We start from the raw sequence: 19,412 nt of genomic DNA, 5'->3' as shown, positions 1-19,412 counted from the left end.
AATCCCCAGCTCACGCGCCCCCTCCCACAACCCGCAAGCCGCGTGATCCCGCAATAATCCCGCTCCCTATCGTGGAACTGATTGCGGCGCTCACCCTGTCCCTCGATCCCGCAATGACGTGGGTGTAAACCGACAAGGTGAGCGCGGGGGACTTGTGCCCAAGAACGGCGGCCACATCCTGAATCGGCACCCCGCCGGTAATTAGGCTGGACGCGAAATAATGCCGCAGCGCGTGGAAGTGAACCCGTATAGCGCCGGTGTGTTCCGCCGCCCGCTTTACCCGGACGGAAACCGGGCCGTTGTATAGCGGCCCGCCCGCGCTATTGGTGAACACGTAATCGTCCCCGCCCCGGGCGTTTACTCGCGCCTGAAGTATGGGCCGGAGTTCGTCAGCGATGGGAATATCGCGCCGGGAAGACGCGGTTTTCAAATCCACCCGCCGCCGGGGCCGTTCTTTGCCCAGCTGCTTACGTACCCGGATTACTCCGGTATCGAGGTCTATCTCTCTCACTATAAGGCCCGCGAGCTCACTAATCCTCATGCCGGTTAGCAGCGCGGTTACCATCATGTCCGCAACCTCCGGCGAGGGGCCGTATCTCGTGACGTACTTTTTGCCGTCTTTGTGCGATATCCGTTGCGCCCCGCCGCGTCTTACACACTCGATTACGGCCTGAATTTCTTCCAGTGTGGGTATCGTATCCGGCTCCACGTGGGACGGCGCGGGCGGAATTTTCACCGGATTAGTGGCCAACAGCCCCTGGGCTATGCCGTGATTGTAGGCCGAGCGTAGATGTCGCATTGAATTCCGCGCCCCTGTGAAACTTATGCCCTTGTCGTGCTTGCCTAGCCACGGGCGGGAGGTTTGGAGCTGGTTGCTCCATTCGATTACATCGGCGGTGGTTACCTGCTGCGCGGGCCAGTCCGCTAGGGGGCCGAGCTGATTTTTTAGCGTGTTCTGGTAGACGGTTAGGCTGGTCGCGCGTAGTGGCCGGTGGTATAGCCATTTTTCGAAGAGTTCGCGGACGGTGATTTTTTCCACCTCGGCGGGCTGAAAATCGCCAATTTTACGCGCCCGCGTGACCTCGGATTCATATTCTTTGGCCGCGCGCCGGGTATCGAAAGATTTTGAATGTTCCCGCCCGCTAGGGTCTCGCCAGCGGGCAACCCATCTTACTGTTCCGGCTTTAGTGGTCTTTTTCTGGATACTCACGTGATATACTCCTGGGTGTCTTTGTGTTGAGACGTTGGGTTAATAGGCCCCGCTGTAATAGCGGGGCCTATTTGCGTTTTAGTCGGTAAATCCTGGCAACTCGTCTAGCGGGGTATCGAAAGCCGGGTTGGTGGCCCCGGCGCGCAGGCGGCGCAGAAACTCTTCCACTAGGTCATCATCTGAAACGGTGCGTAGTGATGTCGCAGGGTCTACCTCCACGGCGTATTCCGGCGGCATGATTTCGCAGTCCACTAGCGCCCGCCAGGGGCTGTATTCAAGCGATATCGCAATTCTGATGATGTTTTCCGGGTGGATTCGGTCGCGGTCATACTGATTGGCCAGCGTGCGCTGCGCGATTCCTGCAATTATTGATACTTGCCTGATGGATTTTTCTTGCCGGACGCGGTCCAGCCAGTCTCTGTGTTTCATGCCTATAAGCGTAAATCATTTTTACCCAGTTAGCAACTTTGAGATAGGGGTTTAGCTGGAAAAATAGGGTTTTCGGTGTGTCGATTTGCCTAAAATTATTTTATCGAGCTATTGTGGGATCAACGAACTCAAACAGGCTAAGAAAGTTGGTTCACAATGGATATCCGTTTAGACCCCTCGGTGCTCGATATGGCGCGCCGGGCGCTCAACGTCAATTCAGACCGCGCCCTCGGTGAGGCACTAGGCGTGTCAGTCCCTACGGTTCGTGCCTACCGGCGTGGAACGTCTGTGCCGTCCCTGCGTGTGATGGTTGAGCTGAAACGGCTCACGGGCCGCCCGCTGGACACTATGTGTGTTGCGGCGGACGCTCTCGCTAAATCCGCTTAGGCGGTATGGCCCCCGGTGGCCGCCGCGCTATCAGCTCTTGATACTGCGGTTCTTGGTTCGATTCCGGAGGGGGCACTATGCCTAACGGCCTGATGATGTATGAAAACTGAAAAGTGAATGCCTATAGCTCACGCCCCCCGCTCATAGATGGGGGCGTGTTAAAAGCCCGGACTTACATGCCGGGCTAGTGGCCCTACTGTGGCAGGCCGGTTTTCATAGTCACCGGCCCCGGTTCGATTCCGGGTAGGGCGCGGGGGAAATTTTGGTTAAACGCGTGTCCGAACAGCGCGGTAAGCAAACCATTTCGGGGCGGTTCTTAAACTCTGCCGCCCGGGGCGCTGCCAAAATTTCCCCACAATTAAGCCCCCGCAGTCTCACTCACTGCGGGGGCCATTGTTCACCCTCAACCTAAAAAGGAGAACGTAGTGAACTCTACTACACTGCCGGATACCTATCCGGCTACGGAAGTTGCCGCCCGCCTGGGTGTAGGTCACTCCACGCTACTGCGCGCGGTTAAGCGCGGTGACCCTGATGTAATGGCCCTGCGCCCTGTGCGTCTGGGCGAGGCCGGGCGGCGTGGTCGCGTGGTCTTTCCAAAAGCCATTTTTGACCAGCGTGTCCCGCCGTCTCACGCGGTGGAAACCACCATAGCTGCGGCGGCTTTCCTCGCCCGCGTTGCCGGAGGTCGCCATGAGCTCTAAAGGTATTTCGGCAAATATTTCACCGTATATGATTCAGGCGCTACGGAAAATTGTTCACCGTGGAACGGTAACCAGCCAGGTCACTATTGCGGAGCTGGAGCGCCTGGGCCTGATTGAAACCGAATTTGTCCGCTACCGCCTGAAACCAACAACGGTGACGGCGCTGGGTGCGGAAGTTCTACGCGCGGCAGGTGATCGGGCGTGATGGAAGTAATCATCATCATTACCGCCGTGGCGGTTGTTGCCCTCGCCCTGGGATATCTCGCGCTACTGGGCCGCTTATCTGATGCAGAGTTGATGTCGCGGTACTGCGTGGAGCTTACTCGCTCCGTGGCTGATGTTGTGGCGCAAAAGTCCGAGGCCCCTACTGCGGAAGATCTAGAGCAGGTGCTTAGCCTGCTGGAAAATCTTCCCGAAAAGGGGGACGGATAATGGCCCGGGTCTCGGTGAAACAAATCGTGCGCGAAGAATACCGGCATTTTCGCGCCCTCGGGTACCGGCAGGCTTTCATCCTGTCCCGCCTATCCAAATCCATGGGCCTCAAGCCCGCAACCCTTGAAAGGTACCTCCAATGATCGAACTCGTCAGGAACGCGCCGCGCCCGGGTAGCCCGGAGTGGCGTTCCATGATTACCGCGTCAAAAGTTGCCCCCTTGCTGGGTCATTCGCGGTTCACGTCACAATTTTCTTGCTGGCATGAAATGGCCGGAAACGTTGAACCCCCAGAATTTGACGAAGACCTATTCGCCTGGGGCCATGCTGCGGAACTGTCCCTGGCCGAGTGGTGGAAGTTCAAGAACCCCGGCTGGCTGCTCAACGCCGCCGGAAATGGTGGCAAGACGGAAATTGCCTACCGAAATACCGACCTCCCGTTCCCGAATTTGGTCACCCTCGATAGGCGCGCGCTGAATCGAAAAGCCGGACCTACAAGCCCGGACCGGTTCTGGATTGTTGAATGTAAAACCGCCCAAACCCTTGATTCCTGGGGTTACCCGGGGGAAGATAACGCCGTTCCGCTGGACTACTACGAGCAGGTTCTTTTCCAAATGGGCGTGTCGGGTATCCACCAGGCGAGCGTGGTTGTGCTAGGCCCGCATGGTTTCCCTGAAATCCATGATGTTGATTGGTCTCCGGAGCGGTTTGACATCATGGTGGAAAAACTTGCTGAAATGTATGACTCCCTGGAAAAAGGTATCCCGCCGGAGCTAGACAACTCGGTTTCTTCGTACGAAACTTTGCGCGGCTTGCACCCGGAAATTGATCGGGAAAAATCTGTTACCGTCCCGCTGCAACAGGGGGTTGCTTGGCTGGACTCGATTACCGGGGAAGACGAGGCGAAAGCGGTTGCCCGTCAAGCCAAAATCGAAATTGCCGAAATCATGGAAGACGCGCGGCTACTACTAGTCGGTGATGTCAAGCTCGCGGACCGGCGGGCGCGCAAGGGCGGAACGCCTTACGTCCAGGTCAATAAGAAAGCTGATTTGGGAGGGGATTCCTAATGGATATGATTTGGCGTTGGCTAGAGCCTACGTATCGGGAAAATATTCACGCTGATGTTGTGGCGCGGAAAATTTGTCGCTTGCTGAAAAATAATTCGCCTAAAGAGGCCGCCGGGCTGTGGCTGGATAAGGAATCTAAGGGCGTGGTTAAGACCTCGGGAAATCCGGAGCTTGATTCCTGGGCCGTCCAGTACACCTGGCTTTTCCCGGAAGATATGCCGCCGGTTTTCGTGGCTTTGTCTGCCACGGACGCGGGGCACTACCGGATTAGTCTAGGTCTCTGGAAAAAAGGGGACCTCGACCTCATTGTTGATTGCCTGCTCTGGGAGTACTCGTATCGGCGGCCGGAACTTTCTGATGATTTTGATTGCACCATAGTTCTGGACAATCTCATGGACGCGCTGCGCGGAACTGGCGTGAAGATTCCGGAGCAGCCGGGGGTGGATGATGATTTCTAAACGTCCCGCCCGCCGCGCGGCCCCGGACCTGCGCGTAGCCCGCCTGCAAGACCAGCTAGCTAAACGCGCCCGCTTTGATGTGCTGATTTTCATCTTCGGAATGTTAGTCGGTATAGCCCTGTACGGGTTGCTGATTCTCCCGCCGCCGGGCTTGGCTCACTACTGTAGCGCCCTCGCTGAAATGGCGGGTGCATGATGTCGCGTATTCGCTTAGGTGGAGCTGATGTGTACGTGAATCACAATCCACCCCGGGAGGTGGCGCTGCGTATTGAAACGGAAAATGCGATTTCTTGTAGTGAAACGGAAGTCTTGCTTACTCCGGAGGAGGCGGCGCGCGTGATTTCGGCACTGTCTATAGAAATTGATGTCGCGCTAGAAGACCCCGATCCTAACGCGTAGTGGTCGCCGGGGTTTGCCCCGGCGGCGTTCGTTGTATCTCTCCCGCGCTACCGCAAGGGGCGGCGCGGATTACTAGAAAAGGAAGTATGTATGTCTGAAAATATCCCAGAAAACCAGGATTTGGTGGGAACTGAGGAAGATAGGGGCGTGTATCGCGCGGGCGCTGAATCTGATTTCACCCCGGCGGAACGCGATAGGCTCCGCGCCCTCGGCGGGCTGGACGAGGCTAGTGATGGTGATTTGGCAATGTTGTTCGAAGTCGCTCAACGTACCGGGCTGGATCCTTTCTTGAAAGAAATTTACCTGATTGGGCGGAAAACCAAGACCGGTGGTTACCGGGGTGAACCGGAGCGCTGGGAGACCAAGTGGTCTGTGCAAACCGGCATTGATGGTTTCAAGCGGGTGCTGTTCCGCTTTGCTGAATCTAAGGGCGTTGCGCACATGATTGGTGCGCCCCGGTTCTTCGATTCGGACGGCAACGAATACCCGTTTTGGCCTAAAAAGGTAGGACCTCACCCCGAGGCTGTGATGATTGATGTTCGTGTCGGTGAATCAGTCGGTACGGGTATCGCAACGTGGTCGGAATTTTGCCAAACCAAGAAGAACGGCGAGCCTACCGCTATGTGGGACAAGCTAGGCCCGACAATGCTGGCGAAATGTGCTACGGCGCAAGCAATCCGCAATGTGTGCCACTTGGCGGCGGGTATCTACGTGGACGCTGAAATGGCTCAATCCGCGCCGCGCGTGCAGGCTACTGCAACGCGCCGGGATAAACCGGCGTTGGGCGCGGCCGGGTTTGACGCGGCTTTCGGGCGTGAAGAAACCCCGGAACCGGCGGCGTTGCCTAGCCCGGAATCCTCCCCGCTAGTCCAGGAGGCCCTTGCCGGGCTGGCTGGTTTCACTAGCCGGGAAGAAGTTGGTGAATACGTGGAGGCCGTGCGCGGCTCTGATGAATTCCAGCCGGAAGAGCTGGCCGTGGTGGAAGAAAAGGCCCGAGAAATGTGGAAGAAGTTGGGTGATGAAAATGAATAATTTGCTGAAATTTTTGGCAAAATTTTCCGGAAGTGGTGATGATGTGGAGGAGGATTTCGCCCTGGCCATTGTTGGCCACGTCCATGAGGATAAGGGTTATGCGTGCGCGGAAACTGCGGTTCAATTGATTGGGCCGGAGCTTAGCTCCAGTCAGCTGCTCATGGCTTACGCGTCTTCATTCGCCTGTTTCCTGGATGATCTTTCACCGGACCAGCGCGAGTTGGCGATGTCTACGTTCTGCGAATACGTTGCGCTGCTGCGGGCGGGCCGGGAAGAACGGGAGGATACCTAGTGGCGATTGATTATGAATTTCGTTCCGGCCGGTTGACGCGCGATCCGGAGCTTAGGTTCCTGCCGAATAGTGATACGAAAGTGGTGAATTTTTGTATCGCGCAGTCTGCGAAAAAATACGATGAAAACGCCCGGCAATGGGTTACTACCCGGGAGCAGTTTGTGGATGTTGCGGTGTGGGATGATTCCCGCAATAACAACATGGTGCCGTGGACGGATTGGTGTATGTCCAATCTTGCTAAGGGCGATTTAATTGCGGTTCATGGCTTTTTTCAAACCCGGCGTTGGCAAACCCAGTCGGGTGAAAATCGTTCCAAGTTGGAATTTACCGCCCAGGGTGTGTGGCTGTCGCTGCGCTCTTTGGAGCAGCGTGATACTCCGCCGGGTGGTGGTTCCGGTGGCCCGTGGCCGGACAACAACGACAACAACAACCAACAACAACAGCAGCAGGGTGGTTCGCGTGGTGGCTTTGGTGCCGCCAATGATGAACCCCCGTTTTAGAAAGGAAGTTCGATATGTTGAAACTTGATTCGCGCGCCGTGGCGCTGGCCCGTGCTGCGCGCGGGGCAACCCGCGACTTGGATTCGGATACCCTGCTGGAATTCGCTGATGTTGCCGGGGTGGAGCTTACTCCGGCGCAGCGTGATTGGGTGTGTCGAATGTATCCGCGCCGAGTGGATGTGGAGCGCCGTGTTGGGCGTGATGTCGTGCGTGAAGTTGCCGCCCGGCTGTGATGATGGTTTCCCCCTGCGTTCGTTTCTGCGGGCGCAGGGGGCCAATACCTCTTACCAATATGTGTAGACAATTTGAACATTCTGCGGCGCAACATGACGCTATGAGAAATTATCTTCGTGCCTGCGGCCTGCAATATACCCCGCCGTCTTTAGTGGACGCGCTCATTAGTCTTCTTATTTCCCTGGAACGCCCCGCCAATACTGAAAGTTAGTGACCCCTCATGCCAAGGATTCGAACAATAAAGCCGGAATTTTGGTCTTCCCCTGATGTCGCGCGGCTGCCTTTTGAGTGGCGGTTGCTGTTTATCGCTATGTGGAATTGGGCGGACGATTATGGCCGGGGTACGTGTGAACCCCGGGAATTGCTTGGTTTCGTGTTCCCGAATGATGATGAAATTAGTGTCGGGGGGTTCCGCCGAGGACTCGATGGAATCCGCCGTGTCCTCGGAGTGAAGTTTTACACGGTTGCGGGGCGGCATTATTACGCGATCCCGTCGTGGGAAAAGCACCAAAAGGTGGATAAGCGCTCTAAGGGGTCTAAGTACCCCTCGCCTGATGATGGCGTGCTGGTTTCTCCGATAAACTGGCAGGTCATAGATGAATCGGGGGAACCCGCCGAGGACTCGGGGGAAAACTCCGAACACTCGGGGGAACCCTCCGAAGTCCCGGGTACTGGAACAGGGGAACAGGGGAACAGGGGAACAGGGGAGGGGGGTTACGGTAGTAGTAACCAACTGGGTTATCCACAGGCTGTGGATAACTCCCCTCCTGAATTTTTTTCCACTCCGGCGGCTAACGCCAGCCGGGTGGCTTGCCCCCGGCATATCAATACCCCGCCGGACAAGATTCCCCCTTGCCGGGCCTGCCAAACCCTCCGGCTGGAATCTGAACAATCCGCCGCCCTCGCGGAAGAAACCGAAAAAGCCCGCCGCCGAGCCCTGATTGATTCCTGCCCGGACTGTGATTCCAACGGCCTTGCCTACGAAGTCGGCACGAATGTAGCCCGCCGGTGCAACCACAACAACCCCAAAATAGCGCCCAGCGCCCCCGCAGCGCCCTCAACAGCCGCCCTCGGCCTACCCGCCCCGGAACAACCAAACAAACCGCTTAAACGGCCAGCAAGCAACGATGAGCCGCCGTTCTAACCCGAAAAGGAAACCATGAAACACCCCGCCGTAGAAAAGCAACGCCGCAAGGTGCTAGAAATCGCCGCCACCCGACTACAAGAAATCACGGGAATAACCGAAGTCGGAACACGTTACCGCCCAAAAGTCGAAGTGCAACTATGGAAATTCAGGAGCTGCGTGAACCTCAAAACACCCGGTTACCGCGTATCTGTCACAAGCTCCGACCAACTCATTCCCGCCCTAGCGCGCGCTGCAATCGACACGCGTAGCAACCCGCCCCGCCGGGAATACGAAGAATTTTTTGAACCCACCCCGGAAAACGCAGAAATGGTTATGGCCACGGTTGAAGAAATCCTGCGCGAAAAAGGTGCTGCCTGATGTCAAGATTTGCTACCGCAACTCGCCCCGAGTGGCTCACCCCGTGGCACCGTGAATTAATCCGCCGCCTGGACGAACTCGTGCAACACCGGCACTTGAACTACACGCTATCCCAGCCCGTCCGGGTCGCTGAATTTTATTGGGCCGCCTCTTATGACCACGTGAGAATGTGGGCTTACAAAGATGGGCATGCTCGAATAGGGATTAATTACTACTCTCTTTGCGATGTGGAGGCCGTAATCACCCCGGAACATGACATAGACGTGCTCATGGAATTCTTAGGTGACCACCTCGGTGTGCTTGAATCCCGGCGCAACTCCGGAGCTGATGAAAATGACTACTAGCCCGGTTGTGGAATTGGATATTTTCGTTCCCGGTGTTCCGCGCCCGCAAGGCTCAAAGCGTCACATTGGCGGCGGGCGAATGGTGGAATCGTCCAAGTACGTCAAGTCGTGGCGGCAGGCCGTGGCGCTTAAAGCCCGCCACTACCGGAAAAGACAACCGCCATTAACCGGCCCGCTGTGGCTGCGTGTTGAATTCATCATGCCCGCCCGCAAGCGTGAACCCGACCCCGGCGGCTGGCATATTGTCAAGCCGGACGTGGATAAACTCTTGCGTGCAATCTGTGACGCGGTAACCGATATTGTGATAGCTGATGATTGTCTGCTAGTTGATGTCCACGTCCGCAAAAGGCGCGCCCGCCTATCCGAAAAGCCCGGCGCGCGGATAATCATCACCCGCGCTACTGAAACCCCGTAAGTAGGAATTCATGGAACAAACCATTAGAACGCTGGTTCGAAAGTTGGAGGTGCGGTTTACGCTCGCTGAATCACTAAAAACCGTAGGCGCAGCCCGCGCGGAACGTCCCATGAATACCAGCGGGCGACTCGGCCCGTCTTCCCCCGGGCGCGATGATGTAATGAACCTCACCGTTGAGCTCGAGCTGCGCCTGTTTGAATTCGTCTGTGACGCAAAACGATTCATCACCCCGGCGCGCATAATTCCGAAAAACTGGGAGCCGCTGCTTGCTTGGCTGTCGTTCCACTCCGCCGGGCTTGCCGAGCTGGAAGAAGAATACGTAGCCGGGCTAGTCGATGAACTCCGCTATCAAATCAAGAAACTGGACAAGCTACTCAACCCGGACGCGCCGCTGAAACTAGGTTCTGAACCGTGGAGGCCCGCCGGGCATATCGTAGCCGCCGCCGCAGCTTACGGGTTTCGCGTAACCCCCGGGCAACTAAGACAACTAGTATTCCGTGGTGTCATTGATTCCCGACCCGGCGGGGCGCGCAACCTCTACCGCGCAAGCCAAGTTCTGGCATACCTGCGCGGTGAACCAACCGAAAAAGATACCCCGCAATAAACACGCCGTGGCCTGCATTAATCAAACAATGTAACGGCATAGTGTATACTCGCGTTCAGTACCCGCCGTGTGCGTTCGATTAGATTCGAATAGCACACTGGCGGCTTTTTCATGCCCCGGGGAGGTGACGGCAATGGCTAGTGACCGCTGGTCTCATACCGCCGGGCAAAAGCTCCGCGCCCAATACCTCCGCCACTGCAAGGACAATGACCTACCGTGCTGGCTGTGCGGTCAACCAATTGACTACAACGGGCGGGCTAACTCCCGTGATTCATTCGAGCCGGACCACTTTTACCCGCGCTCCAATCACCCGGAACTCGCCCTTGATTGGGACAACCTCCGGCCGTCCCACTGCTCATGCAACCGCTCCCGTGGTAACCGTGACGCGGCCCTGCCACTAGGCCGCCGCAGCGCCGCCTGGTAGCCCCCGTGGGCACGCTAGGGGGGTAGGGGGGTAAATATCACTAGACAATTATATGGTGAAAAGAGCGGGGGGTGGTACTCGTCTCTCTCCCCGCGCCCCGATCCACCCCATCGCGCCCGCGCGCGCGGAAAGGAGGTATTCATGGCGAAAAATCCGGTCTTCGTGATAGCTAGGAATATCCGCGCCGCTAGGGAATACGCCCTATCAACGGCGCTAGTACCGTCATATTTCTACACTCCGGGCGAATTTATGCGCTGCGCGCCCTATTGGCGGCAAACTTTTCCGCGCCCCCGCGTCCGTGTGGTTGTCGTGCCGGGTACTCCGGTATCTCCCGAATTGCGGGAAGTGGTAGATCGTCTTGGATAAAGCTCAATCTTTTACCCGGCCCGTGAAGAAAAGGCACCGCGCCCGCCTGTTCAAAGTCGGTTCCGCTAAGGCTGCTTTGGCTGATTTCGATAAGGGTCACGAAACAACGTGCTATACATTCGGGCAATTCTCGATCATTGACGCGCTGGTTGCGCTCATGCAAAAGACCGGGCCGGTTCATGTGGTCATTGCTACGTGGACGGCTGCGTCTGCTGATTTACGGCGCGCCCAGGAACTTATGGCTGATGATTTAATCCTGTCCTGTCGTTGGGTTGTCGATCATTCGTTCGCTAATCGCCAGCCGGAATACCTGGAAAAGATGGTAGAGCTCTTTGGCAAGGACTCGATTAGGTCGCTGAAAACTCACGCGAAATTCATGCTGCTGTACAACGAAGAATGGAACATTGTCGTGCGTACGTCCATGAATCTGAATGAAAATAAGCGGCTGGAAAATATGGACGTGATTGATTCCGAAGATTTTTGTTCGTGGCACCGGGCGTTGGTTGATGGGATTTTTTCCGACCGCCGGGCGGGTGATTTCCGTGATGATAGCCAGCTGGATTTAACGGGCATTGCGGACGAGAAACCTAAGTTCCAGTGTGAAATGGGGGTCGCTAGTCGCGGCCGCGTGTATGAAAAGGGGGTTGCGAATGTCGGGCCGTTATAGTCCACCGCCCCATCTTTCGCCGGTTGCTGCGGAAGTGTGGGCGGGCATTGTCAAGGATCATGAAAATCCGGACGCCATTATTGGCGCGGAATTCGGGGCGTATTGTGAATGTGTTGCCCTGGAACGGGACGCGTCTAGGCGTGTGGTTGCTGAGGGCACAATTGTTTCTGATGAACGGGGACGGCCTATTGCTCACCCGGCTATTGCGGTGGCTAGGCAAGCCCAGCAGGATTTGCGGAATTGGGGGGATAAGTTTCAATGAAAGCCGAAATCAAGGAGTACCGCCGTGTGCCGGTTGATGACCTGCTTACGTTCGAGGGTAATCCGCGCCGGGGCAATATTGCGGCTATTTCGGAATCTTTGCGCGCCCGTGGTCAGTATCGCCCTATCGTGGTCAATATTGGAACGCATACCGGCCGCCCGCTGGAAGTGTTGGCCGGGAATCATACCTTGTTGGCGGCGCGGTCTTTGGGGTGGCTCGAGGTTGATTGTGGCCTGATTGATGTCGATGATGATACCGCTAAGGCTGTGGTTGCTGCTGATAACCGCTTGGCTGATTTGGGTACCTATGATGAAAAGGCTTTGGCTGAACTTTTGTCTGACCTCGATTCAATCGAGGGCACGGGCTATACCGATTCGGATTTAGACGCGATTCTGGCCGCGCAAGAACAGCCGGAAGAACTAACCGATCGTGATGATGTCCCTAGCCTGCCGGAATCTACGATTTCCGCGCCGGGTGATGTGTACGAGCTTGGCCCCCACCGGGTTTACTGTGGTGATTCAACCGAAACTGATTCGGTGATTGAGCACCTGCTATTTGATGGGTTGGCTGATTGCGTGTGGACTGACCCCCCCCTACGGCGTGTCGTATTCAAAGACGGCGCGGCATGAGGGGAAAAATCGTTATACAAAGCAAGAGGGGCCCGCGTCTATTATGAATGATGATCGGGAAGGCTTGCGTGATTTGCTGGACGGCGCTTTTGGCACTGTGCTGGTTGCGGCCCGGCCGGGCGCGCCGGTATATGTGGCTTACGCGGATATGGCGCGCTCTGATTTCGAGGGCGCGTTTACCGGCGCGGGGTTGCTGCTGCGCCAGAACCTTATTTGGGTGAAAAATATCATGGTGATTGGTCGCGCCGACTATCACTGGAAACATGAGCCTATCCTGTTTGGGGAAGTTCCGGATTTCGATCCGGCGGCGGTTGCTGCGGCGGAGGCCGAGGCTATTGAATCGCGGGAAGTCAACCCCGGCGCGCCGTTCGGGGATAGGCACGAGCCGATTCTTTACGGTTTCACCCCGGGCGGTACTGGGCGGCTGGGCCGTGGCGGACCCGCGTGGTTTGGAGATAATAAGCAAACCACGGTTCTGGAATTTTCCAAACCGTCCCGCAATGTGGAACACCCCACCATGAAACCGGTTGATTTGGTGTTGCATATGCTTAAAAATTCTTGCCCGCAGCAGGGCGTGGTTCTGGATCTGTTTGGCGGTTCTGGTTCTACGTTGATTGCTGCGCACCATAGGGGCGCGCGTGCCCGGTTGGTGGAACTTGATCCGAAGTACGTTGATGTGATTTGTCGCCGCTGGCAGCAGCATACCGGCGTGAAACCTAAGCGTGATGGGGTGGAGGTGGATTTCTGTGGCGGAGCTTAGCGATATCCAGCGCGCGGTGAATCTTCGTATGGCGGGTGTGTCGTATCGTGATATTGGGGACCGGCTTGGTATAGACGCGCTGGAAGTGGAAGATATGGTAGCGCGTTACTTGGAGGCTGCGTCCGCTGAATCTGCTGATGTTCGCGTCCGCCTGGATTTAGCGCGCCTTGACGCTTTGTTGGCCGGGGTGTGGAAGTTGGCTAGTCGTGGTGATTCCACGGCCGTGGCGCAAGCATTGAAGATTACTGGGCAGCGCGCTCAACTTTTGGCCCGCCTGGAAGATAACGGGGCTGTTCCGGAGCCGGAACTTGATTGTGATTCCGTTGCTGATGAACTCGCCGTGATTAAATTTGCTTACCGACAAGGGGGTTAACCTGTGGATGATAATTCTTTGGCCGCGTCCGTGGCGCGGTCTGTTGCTGCGCGCGGGCAAGATATCCGCCCGGAAGACGAGGCCGTGATTGATTTGGCTATGCGTTACGGTCACCAGATTGATTCCGGTATTGCCGCCGGTGGGCAGTCTGCTACGAAAGCGCTGTATCTGGGACCCCATCTTTTGAAGACGTTGAATGAACTTGGTTGTACTCCGGCGGCGCGTAATCCGCGCGCGGCTGAAACTGATGATGGGGGTGTCGCCCCCGAGGTGGCGAATGAACTAGCGGCGCGCCGCAAGCGTTACCGTGGGCGCGGCGCTTAGGGGTCATACCGCCCCGCGCCTGTTCACCCCGCCCCGGGTGGAGCTCACTCCGGAAACGTCTTTGGGCTATGCCCTGATTGATTTTGCTGAAAATGAGTTGGGTTTGGAACTGCGCCCGTGGCAGCGGTGGCTGTTTATTCATGCGCTCGAGCTGGATACGTCAACGATTCCTGGGCATGATGATTTCAATCCTGATACCCCGCCGGAGCGGTATTTTGATTACCGGTTCCGGCAGGTGTGTGTTCTAGTGGCGCGGCAAAACGGTAAAACCTTGGTGATGTGCATTCTTGGGCTGTGGCGGCTTTTTTATGACGGCGCGTCTGAAATGATTTCCACCGCTCAAAATCTTTCCGTTGCGGAAGATACCTTGGCGGACGCGTTCGCTATGGCGCGGCGTAATCCTGAAATGGCGGCTTTCTTGCCCTATCGTATGGAGCGCGGCCGGTGGGTGCCTTACATGCGTACCGCTAACGGCTCTAACCGTATCGAGTTGGCTCGAATTCCCCAGGATTTAGCCGGGGTCCTCGATGTCGCGGCTACTATGCCCGCGTGGTACGTGGTCGCCAATAACGGCGGCGGGCGTTCCTATTCTGCTGATTTGGCAATGCTGGACGAGGTCCGCGAGCACAAAACTAACGCCATGTGGGCGGCCGTTCAACCTACTACGGCGGAGCGCCCGCGTAACCAGATTTGGTGCTTTTCTAACGCGGGTACCGCTGAATCTGTAGTCCTGCGCCGTCTTAGAAATGTGGCGCTGAAAGCCCTTGAATCGGGTGAAACTGATTCGGAGCGGCTGATGTTGGCAGAATGGTCCGCTGCGCCGGAGCGCGATATTTTTGACCGCGCCGGTTGGTGTGAAGCTAACCCGTCCCTGGGCTACGGCAACCGTACCGAGTCGGACATGTTGGCGCTTGCCCGGTCTTCGGTCGATCCGGAAGAAGAAGACGCGTCACCTGATGATTTCCGTACCGAATACCTGTGCCAGTGGGTTGAATCCTTGGAGCCGGGCAAGATTACGGAGGCCGTATGGGCGGCGGCGGCTGATGAAACCATGTCGGTGGATATTGGCGCGCAGCCTGTCTTTGTTGGTGTCGATGTTTCTCCGGAGGGTAAATCCGCAGCTATTTCTGTTTCTTGGCAACGCCCGGACGGCGCGTGGGGTATCGAACTGGTTGCCGCGCGTAGCGGTTACGATTGGGTTCCCGATTGGTTAAACGCTCGGCGTGAAACCTGGTTTGACGGCCGCGTTGCTATGCAGGTGCGTGGTTGCCCGGCGGCGGCTTTGGCCCCGCTGGTAGAAAACGCGGGGATTGAAGTCGTGGAATGGCAAGGCGCGAATATGACCGGTTCCGTTCTTGGTTTCGTGAATTCTTTGCGCGCCGGGGAAATTTTGCACTCCGGCCGCTCCCCTGAATCGCCTGATATGGAAACCCGTCTTGAGGCTGCTGCTGTTGGTGTGCGTGATAAGAAACTGGGCGATGTATTTATCTGGAATAGGGATAAGTCCGTGGGTGATCCTTGTCCACTGATTGCGGCTAACCAGGCGTGGTGGCTGGGCCACCAGGGCCGCGTGGATTCTGCGTACTCTGCGGAGTCGTGGGACGGCGCGGGCGTGGGTGATGAATTTGATGAAATTCCTGTTGATTTTGATGATGATGGGCTGATGATTTTTTAGAAAAGAGGTGGCAAGGTGTCGTTCTTAGACCGCTTTTTGCCCTGGCGTGATAGCCACGAAAATGCCGAGCCGGTTACGGTAGGCCCTGGGAATTGGCTTGATCTTAGTGATGTGTTTGATTTCCAGATTGATTCCATGCCGGTGGAAGAGCTCTACAAGTCACAACCCCATCTTCGGACGGTTACTGATTTCATTGCCCGGCAGGTCTCCACGGTGTCGCTGCATGTGTATAAGCGCGCGCCTGATGGTGGGCGTATTCGTGTGCGTAATACGGAATTGTCGCGCCTGATGGTGAAATCATCTGATTCACAGCTGATGATGCAGCTGTTACATCGCTCCGTGATGGATTTGTGCCTTTATGATGAATGGATTTGGATTGTCGGTACTCATGGAAAAGGCGGGCCGGTGTCAATTTTGCCGATTCCGCCCCGGTGGGTTGCTAAGCGTCACTACTCCGATCAATGGACCTTTAGCGGTATTTCGATTTGGAATTCGGGCAAGAACGAAAATGTATTCGTTCCCGCTAGTAGCCTGATCCGTTTCCACGGCTACAATCCGAACAGCCTGCGGGAGGGCGCGTCTCCAATTCACGCGCTAAAAGATGTGCTGAAACAAAATGTTGCCCGGGCGGAATACCAAACCCAGCTGTGGAATCGCGGCCCGCGTATGGCGGGGTTCATTACCCGCCCGCTGGACGCGAAATGGGATCGGGCGGATCGCGCGCGGTTCAAGGCTGATTTGCGTTCGCAATTTGCGGCCGGTGGTTCCGGCGCGGGGGGTATTGCTCTGCTCGAGGACGGCATGAAATACGAGGGGCACCACCTGTCCGCGTCTGATGAACAAGTAGTGGAACAAACTAAGCTGTCGCTGGAAACGGTGGCGCAGGTGTTTCACGTCAACCCGACAATGGTTGGAATTTTGGATAACGCTAATTATTCCAACGTTAAGGAATTTCGGCAGTCGCTTTATGGTGATTCTTTGCTGCAAATAATGAAAGGCTTTGAGCTCTCGATTAATGCGTATCTGTTGCCTATGTTGAAAATTGATCCGGCTGAATACTACGTGGAGTTCAACATGGACGAGCGTCTACGCGCGCGCTTTGAAGAACGTGCGTCTGTTACCTCCCAGGCCGTGGGCGCGCCGTGGATGTCGGTTAACGAGGCCCGTGAACAGAATAATTTGCCGAAAATTGACGGGGGCGATGAACTCGCCCGCCCGCTGAATACGGCTTTCGGAAATGATGAACCCCCAGGAGGTGCGGAATGATTGAATTGATTTCCTGCGGTCATACCGTGCAAGACCCGCCCCCGGCGGATTTGGTAATCAATTGCTTGAACATCCCGGACCCGTCCCCGGTGGTTCTTGATACGCCGGGAACTGACCCGCGCGTGGGTGAAATCATTATCGAGGCTAATCCCTTGGTGGAAGATTTTTTGCAATCTGCGTACCTCACCACTCGCCTGATGTCGCAGCTGCGTGATGATGTCCGCGTGGTGTTTGTGTGCTCCGCCGGGTTTCATCGCAGCGTGTTCGCGGCGGAATATGTGGCCGCTATTTTTCGCCAAGATTGCCGGGACGTGGCCGTTGTTCACCGTGATTTACCGGAGGGGGCGTGATGATTCACCTTGTGATGGGGCCGCCGTGTTCCGGGAAGTCAACTTTTGTAGCTGAATCCGCGCCGTTTGGCACGCCCCGGTTTGATTTCGATTTAGTAGCCAGCACGGTTGCCGGTGGTGATGTGGGCCATGACCCCGCCCGGGAAGTGTTGGATCCGGTTGTGGCTATGCGCCGTGGTTTTGTTGGGTGGCTGTTGGATCCGGAAACGGAGCCGGGTGATGTTTGGCTTATCCATGCTAATCCGCCGCAGTCGATGGTGGAAAGGTTTGCCGCCTTGGGCGCGCAGCTGCATATTTTGGACCCGGGGAAAGAAACGTGTTTGGCGCGCGCGGCGGAAGATGGGCGGCCGCCGGGCACTGTGGCGCGCATAAATGCGTGGTACGCCGCCCCTCCGAAAATCCCAGAAAATTTGAAAGGTGGTGATGATTCGGTGATTAAGAATTTTGATGTTGAATTTAAGGCCGGTGATGATTCCCCGGGGGATACCGGGGAAATCGTTGCTTACGCGTCCGTGTTCGACAATGTAGATAGCTACGGTGATGTGGTCCGCCGGGGCGCGTTCGCGGAGTCGCTGAAAGAATGGGAACAATCCGGGGATAATATTCCGCTGCTTTACGGGCATGATTTTTCGGATCCATTCTCCAATATCGGGGCGGTATCCGAGGCCGTGGAAGATGAAAAAGGTTTGCGGATTACTGCGCGCCTGGATTTGGATAATCCTAAAGCGGCGCAGGTTCACCGGCTGATAAAGGATAAGCGGCTGAAAAAGATGTCGTTCGCTTATCGGACTCTTGATAGCAAGCTGGGGGAAGTCGATGGGGAACAGGTACGTGAACTTACGCGTCTGAAACTTATCGAGGTGTCTGTGGTGGGGATTCCCGCCAATGAGGAATCTGAAATTTTGGCCGTGAAGTCTGCGGCTGAATTGGTGTCGACTGCTGTGAAGCAAGCCGATAATTTTTCCGATTCTGACCGGGGGGCTTTAGCGTTGCTATTTGCTAAAGCTGCCGATGAACTAAGTGCGCCCGGCGGGCGTGCTGTTTCTGCTGAAAAATCAGTGGAAAAAGAAAAATCCTTAGCGCGCGCCCGCCTGGCACGTGCTGAACTACTGCTCTTGAAAGGGGCCTGTAATGAACCTGAATGAACTTAAAGCGGCGCGTGAAACCGCAGCTGCCAACCTGAACGCGCTTGTGAAGTCCAATCCGGACGGCATGTCCGCCGAGGACCTCGCTAAGGCAAAAGGCTATGCGGAAGAAGTGAATTCCTACGATCAGGAAATTAAGGCTGCGCGTGAAAGCCAGAAGTTGATTGCGTCTATTTCTGACGCGCGTTCCGCTGCTGATGATTCCGCGCCGGGTGATGTGGCGGAAAAGTCTGCTACTCCGGGTGAATTTTTTGTAAAAAAAGCGGACGCTGCGTTGAAGTCTTTCCGCAATACTGGCCGCATTAATTACCAGACTCCGGAATTTAAGGCTGCCAATGACGCTCACGCCACTACCGGGGTAGGCCAGCCTGTTGTTACTGGCTACGGAACTACCTACTCCCGTGGAATCGTCAACCAGCGCCGCAACCGCCTTGTTGCTGCTGACCTGATGGGTTCCGCGTCCTTGTCTGGCGCGCTGATTTCTTACCTGGTGGAAAATCCGGAGCGTATTGCCGAGGGCGGGGTCACTACCGTGGCCGAGGGCGCGGTGAAACCATACGTGCGCTACAACCCTTTCGAGCTGGTTACCGAGGGCGTATCCAAGCTCGCTGTGCTGTCCAAAATCACTGATGAAATGCTGGCTGATTATGCTTTCATCGCGGATTGGATTAATCAGCAGCTGATTTATGATCTGTCCGTAGCGGAAGAAGACCAGCTGCTCAATGGTGACGGCGCGGGAGCTAACTTGCGTGGTCTGCTCAACCGTGAGGGTATTCAGAATTTTGATATTGACGGCGATCCGTTTGATGGGTTGCTTGACGCTCAATCCCTGATTCCGGACGCTACTCCGCTTGAGGCTGACGCTCTTTTGCTCAATCCTGCGGATTACCGTGAATTGCGCAAGAAGAAGGACGGCAACAGCCAGTACTTTGCTGGTGGGCCGTTCCAGGGCCAGTACGGCAATGGTGAAATCAAGGTCAATCCTCCGGTATGGGGTTTGCAAACCATTGAAACCCGCGCGGTGAAAAAGGGTACCTATTTGCTTGGTGCTTTCCGCCAGGGCGCTGTGTAATGTCATATCCTTGCTAACGAACAATGTCATAGCTTTGCTCACACACGATGTCATAGCTCTGCTCACGGATCTGGAAGGATTTTAGGTACCGG

Annotated in this window: 31 protein-coding genes; 29 read left to right on the top strand and 2 right to left on the bottom strand. The window is 56.2% G+C overall.

Annotated elements, in window-relative coordinates:
- Positions 1-10 precede the first annotated feature (10 nt).
- The gene (locus F4V58_RS06755; protein WP_075734495.1) at positions 11-1,210 is read right to left on the bottom strand and encodes a tyrosine-type recombinase/integrase; all 1,200 of its coding nucleotides are present in this window, start codon (positions 1,208-1,210) and stop codon (positions 11-13) included.
- Positions 1,211-1,288: 78 nt separating this feature from the next.
- Positions 1,289-1,639 (bottom strand): hypothetical protein, encoded by a 351-nt coding sequence (locus tag F4V58_RS06750; protein ID WP_075734493.1) that lies wholly within the window; start codon positions 1,637-1,639, stop codon positions 1,289-1,291.
- Positions 1,640-1,795: 156 nt separating this feature from the next.
- Here F4V58_RS06750 and F4V58_RS06745 point away from each other — a divergent pair, with 156 nt between their 5' ends.
- From F4V58_RS06745 to F4V58_RS06610, 29 genes are all read left to right on the top strand, one after another.
- Positions 1,796-2,026, top strand: coding sequence for a helix-turn-helix domain-containing protein (locus F4V58_RS06745; RefSeq protein WP_075734491.1), 231 nt, complete (start codon positions 1,796-1,798; stop codon positions 2,024-2,026).
- Positions 2,027-2,451: 425 nt separating this feature from the next.
- Positions 2,452-2,727 (top strand): hypothetical protein, encoded by a 276-nt coding sequence (locus tag F4V58_RS06740; RefSeq protein WP_075734489.1) that lies wholly within the window; start codon positions 2,452-2,454, stop codon positions 2,725-2,727.
- Complete coding sequence (locus tag F4V58_RS06735; RefSeq protein WP_150385740.1) at positions 2,717-2,932, top strand: hypothetical protein; 216 nt, start codon at positions 2,717-2,719, stop codon at positions 2,930-2,932. Before F4V58_RS06740 ends, F4V58_RS06735 begins: the two co-directional genes overlap by 11 nt.
- Entirely contained in the window at positions 2,929-3,159 is a 231-nt protein-coding gene (locus tag F4V58_RS06730) for a hypothetical protein (RefSeq protein WP_150385739.1), read from the top strand. The genes F4V58_RS06735 and F4V58_RS06730 overlap by 4 nt, the downstream gene beginning before the upstream one ends.
- Positions 3,160-3,298: 139 nt before the next feature.
- The gene (locus tag F4V58_RS06725) at positions 3,299-4,225 is read left to right on the top strand and encodes a YqaJ viral recombinase family protein (protein ID WP_075734485.1); all 927 of its coding nucleotides are present in this window, start codon (positions 3,299-3,301) and stop codon (positions 4,223-4,225) included.
- Entirely contained in the window at positions 4,225-4,683 is a 459-nt protein-coding gene (locus F4V58_RS06720; protein ID WP_075734483.1) for a hypothetical protein, read from the top strand. The genes F4V58_RS06725 and F4V58_RS06720 overlap by 1 nt, the downstream gene beginning before the upstream one ends.
- Positions 4,670-4,879: a hypothetical protein gene (locus tag F4V58_RS06715; protein WP_150385738.1), complete on the top strand. Its 210-nt coding sequence runs from the start codon at positions 4,670-4,672 to the stop codon at positions 4,877-4,879. Before F4V58_RS06720 ends, F4V58_RS06715 begins: the two co-directional genes overlap by 14 nt.
- 29 nt (positions 4,880-4,908) lie before the next feature.
- Positions 4,909-5,082 carry a hypothetical protein gene (locus tag F4V58_RS12495; RefSeq protein WP_157105766.1) on the top strand — a complete coding sequence of 58 codons (174 nt, stop codon included), beginning with the start codon at positions 4,909-4,911 and terminating at the stop codon, positions 5,080-5,082.
- A 90-nt stretch (positions 5,083-5,172) separates the two neighbouring features.
- Positions 5,173-6,114, top strand: a complete 942-nt coding sequence (locus F4V58_RS06710; RefSeq protein ID WP_075734477.1) for a recombinase RecT — start codon at positions 5,173-5,175, stop codon at positions 6,112-6,114.
- On the top strand, positions 6,101-6,406 hold the full coding sequence (locus F4V58_RS06705) for a hypothetical protein (protein WP_075734475.1): 306 nt from the start codon (positions 6,101-6,103) through the stop codon (positions 6,404-6,406). The genes F4V58_RS06710 and F4V58_RS06705 overlap by 14 nt, the downstream gene beginning before the upstream one ends.
- Positions 6,406-6,906: a single-stranded DNA-binding protein gene (locus F4V58_RS06700; RefSeq protein ID WP_075734473.1), complete on the top strand. Its 501-nt coding sequence runs from the start codon at positions 6,406-6,408 to the stop codon at positions 6,904-6,906. The genes F4V58_RS06705 and F4V58_RS06700 overlap by 1 nt, the downstream gene beginning before the upstream one ends.
- A 14-nt stretch (positions 6,907-6,920) precedes the next feature.
- Positions 6,921-7,139 carry a hypothetical protein gene (locus F4V58_RS06695; RefSeq protein WP_075734471.1) on the top strand — a complete coding sequence of 73 codons (219 nt, stop codon included), beginning with the start codon at positions 6,921-6,923 and terminating at the stop codon, positions 7,137-7,139.
- A 752-nt stretch (positions 7,140-7,891) separates the two neighbouring features.
- Positions 7,892-8,284 carry a hypothetical protein gene (locus F4V58_RS06690; protein WP_150385737.1) on the top strand — a complete coding sequence of 131 codons (393 nt, stop codon included), beginning with the start codon at positions 7,892-7,894 and terminating at the stop codon, positions 8,282-8,284.
- A gap of 15 nt (positions 8,285-8,299) precedes the next feature.
- Entirely contained in the window at positions 8,300-8,644 is a 345-nt protein-coding gene (locus tag F4V58_RS06685; protein ID WP_075734465.1) for a hypothetical protein, read from the top strand.
- Positions 8,644-8,988, top strand: coding sequence for a hypothetical protein (locus tag F4V58_RS06680; protein WP_075734463.1), 345 nt, complete (start codon positions 8,644-8,646; stop codon positions 8,986-8,988). The genes F4V58_RS06685 and F4V58_RS06680 overlap by 1 nt, the downstream gene beginning before the upstream one ends.
- A complete protein-coding gene (locus F4V58_RS06675; RefSeq protein ID WP_169833309.1) occupies positions 8,978-9,403 on the top strand; it encodes a RusA family crossover junction endodeoxyribonuclease in 426 nt (141 codons plus the stop codon). Before F4V58_RS06680 ends, F4V58_RS06675 begins: the two co-directional genes overlap by 11 nt.
- 10 nt (positions 9,404-9,413) lie before the next feature.
- On the top strand, positions 9,414-10,007 hold the full coding sequence (locus F4V58_RS06670) for a hypothetical protein (protein WP_075734459.1): 594 nt from the start codon (positions 9,414-9,416) through the stop codon (positions 10,005-10,007).
- Positions 10,008-10,140: 133 nt separating this feature from the next.
- Positions 10,141-10,431: an HNH endonuclease gene (locus F4V58_RS06665; protein ID WP_075734457.1), complete on the top strand. Its 291-nt coding sequence runs from the start codon at positions 10,141-10,143 to the stop codon at positions 10,429-10,431.
- Positions 10,432-10,789: 358 nt separating this feature from the next.
- A complete protein-coding gene (locus F4V58_RS06660) occupies positions 10,790-11,464 on the top strand; it encodes a phospholipase D-like domain-containing protein (RefSeq protein ID WP_150385736.1) in 675 nt (224 codons plus the stop codon).
- Entirely contained in the window at positions 11,448-11,726 is a 279-nt protein-coding gene (locus F4V58_RS06655; protein WP_075734453.1) for a P27 family phage terminase small subunit, read from the top strand. The genes F4V58_RS06660 and F4V58_RS06655 overlap by 17 nt, the downstream gene beginning before the upstream one ends.
- Complete coding sequence (locus tag F4V58_RS06650) at positions 11,723-12,355, top strand: ParB/RepB/Spo0J family partition protein (RefSeq protein ID WP_075734451.1); 633 nt, start codon at positions 11,723-11,725, stop codon at positions 12,353-12,355. Before F4V58_RS06655 ends, F4V58_RS06650 begins: the two co-directional genes overlap by 4 nt.
- A 43-nt stretch (positions 12,356-12,398) precedes the next feature.
- Positions 12,399-13,115: a DNA-methyltransferase gene (locus F4V58_RS06645; protein WP_075734449.1), complete on the top strand. Its 717-nt coding sequence runs from the start codon at positions 12,399-12,401 to the stop codon at positions 13,113-13,115.
- The gene (locus F4V58_RS06640) at positions 13,102-13,488 is read left to right on the top strand and encodes a hypothetical protein (RefSeq protein WP_075734447.1); all 387 of its coding nucleotides are present in this window, start codon (positions 13,102-13,104) and stop codon (positions 13,486-13,488) included. The genes F4V58_RS06645 and F4V58_RS06640 overlap by 14 nt, the downstream gene beginning before the upstream one ends.
- A 3-nt stretch (positions 13,489-13,491) precedes the next feature.
- Positions 13,492-13,812: a terminase small subunit gene (locus F4V58_RS06635; RefSeq protein ID WP_075734445.1), complete on the top strand. Its 321-nt coding sequence runs from the start codon at positions 13,492-13,494 to the stop codon at positions 13,810-13,812.
- Entirely contained in the window at positions 13,796-15,487 is a 1,692-nt protein-coding gene (locus F4V58_RS06630; protein ID WP_075734443.1) for a hypothetical protein, read from the top strand. Before F4V58_RS06635 ends, F4V58_RS06630 begins: the two co-directional genes overlap by 17 nt.
- Positions 15,488-15,502: 15 nt before the next feature.
- Positions 15,503-16,753: a phage portal protein gene (locus F4V58_RS06625; protein WP_084559714.1), complete on the top strand. Its 1,251-nt coding sequence runs from the start codon at positions 15,503-15,505 to the stop codon at positions 16,751-16,753.
- Positions 16,750-17,103 (top strand): RapZ C-terminal domain-containing protein, encoded by a 354-nt coding sequence (locus F4V58_RS06620; protein ID WP_075734441.1) that lies wholly within the window; start codon positions 16,750-16,752, stop codon positions 17,101-17,103. The genes F4V58_RS06625 and F4V58_RS06620 overlap by 4 nt, the downstream gene beginning before the upstream one ends.
- Entirely contained in the window at positions 17,103-18,248 is a 1,146-nt protein-coding gene (locus F4V58_RS06615) for an HK97 family phage prohead protease (protein WP_075734439.1), read from the top strand. The genes F4V58_RS06620 and F4V58_RS06615 overlap by 1 nt, the downstream gene beginning before the upstream one ends.
- Positions 18,235-19,320 carry a phage major capsid protein gene (locus F4V58_RS06610; RefSeq protein WP_075734437.1) on the top strand — a complete coding sequence of 362 codons (1,086 nt, stop codon included), beginning with the start codon at positions 18,235-18,237 and terminating at the stop codon, positions 19,318-19,320. The genes F4V58_RS06615 and F4V58_RS06610 overlap by 14 nt, the downstream gene beginning before the upstream one ends.
- Positions 19,321-19,412 lie beyond the last annotated feature (92 nt).

The sequence above is a fragment of the Corynebacterium phocae genome, from assembly GCF_008693075.1.
GTDB classification, from domain to species: Bacteria; Actinomycetota; Actinomycetes; order Mycobacteriales; family Mycobacteriaceae; genus Corynebacterium; species Corynebacterium phocae.
Note: the sequence above shows the minus strand (reverse complement) of the source record. Positions and strands in the feature narration are given on the sequence as shown.

Bases quoted from the DNA above. Each gene is read 5' to 3' on its own strand.
- F4V58_RS06725 (WP_075734485.1), top strand. From the start codon at position 3,299: ATGATCGAACTCGTCAGGAACGCGCCGCGCCCGGGTAGCCCGGAGTGG.
- F4V58_RS06620 (WP_075734441.1), top strand. From the start codon at position 16,750: ATGATTGAATTGATTTCCTGCGGTCATACCGTGCAAGACCCGCCCCCG.
- F4V58_RS06610 (WP_075734437.1), top strand. From the start codon at position 18,235: ATGAACCTGAATGAACTTAAAGCGGCGCGTGAAACCGCAGCTGCCAAC.
- F4V58_RS06745 (WP_075734491.1), top strand. From the start codon at position 1,796: ATGGATATCCGTTTAGACCCCTCGGTGCTCGATATGGCGCGCCGGGCG.
- F4V58_RS06720 (WP_075734483.1), top strand. From the start codon at position 4,225: ATGGATATGATTTGGCGTTGGCTAGAGCCTACGTATCGGGAAAATATT.
- F4V58_RS06705 (WP_075734475.1), top strand. From the start codon at position 6,101: ATGAAAATGAATAATTTGCTGAAATTTTTGGCAAAATTTTCCGGAAGT.
- F4V58_RS06735 (WP_150385740.1), top strand. From the start codon at position 2,717: ATGAGCTCTAAAGGTATTTCGGCAAATATTTCACCGTATATGATTCAG.
- F4V58_RS06750 (WP_075734493.1), bottom strand. From the start codon at position 1,639: ATGAAACACAGAGACTGGCTGGACCGCGTCCGGCAAGAAAAATCCATC.
- F4V58_RS06695 (WP_075734471.1), top strand. From the start codon at position 6,921: ATGTTGAAACTTGATTCGCGCGCCGTGGCGCTGGCCCGTGCTGCGCGC.
- F4V58_RS06680 (WP_075734463.1), top strand. From the start codon at position 8,644: ATGTCAAGATTTGCTACCGCAACTCGCCCCGAGTGGCTCACCCCGTGG.
- F4V58_RS06665 (WP_075734457.1), top strand. From the start codon at position 10,141: ATGGCTAGTGACCGCTGGTCTCATACCGCCGGGCAAAAGCTCCGCGCC.
- F4V58_RS06670 (WP_075734459.1), top strand. From the start codon at position 9,414: ATGGAACAAACCATTAGAACGCTGGTTCGAAAGTTGGAGGTGCGGTTT.
- F4V58_RS06715 (WP_150385738.1), top strand. From the start codon at position 4,670: ATGATGATTTCTAAACGTCCCGCCCGCCGCGCGGCCCCGGACCTGCGC.
- F4V58_RS06710 (WP_075734477.1), top strand. From the start codon at position 5,173: ATGTCTGAAAATATCCCAGAAAACCAGGATTTGGTGGGAACTGAGGAA.
- F4V58_RS06675 (WP_169833309.1), top strand. From the start codon at position 8,978: ATGACTACTAGCCCGGTTGTGGAATTGGATATTTTCGTTCCCGGTGTT.
- F4V58_RS06650 (WP_075734451.1), top strand. From the start codon at position 11,723: ATGAAAGCCGAAATCAAGGAGTACCGCCGTGTGCCGGTTGATGACCTG.
- F4V58_RS06685 (WP_075734465.1), top strand. From the start codon at position 8,300: ATGAAACACCCCGCCGTAGAAAAGCAACGCCGCAAGGTGCTAGAAATC.
- F4V58_RS06645 (WP_075734449.1), top strand. From the start codon at position 12,399: ATGAATGATGATCGGGAAGGCTTGCGTGATTTGCTGGACGGCGCTTTT.
- F4V58_RS06655 (WP_075734453.1), top strand. From the start codon at position 11,448: ATGTCGGGCCGTTATAGTCCACCGCCCCATCTTTCGCCGGTTGCTGCG.
- F4V58_RS06615 (WP_075734439.1), top strand. From the start codon at position 17,103: ATGATTCACCTTGTGATGGGGCCGCCGTGTTCCGGGAAGTCAACTTTT.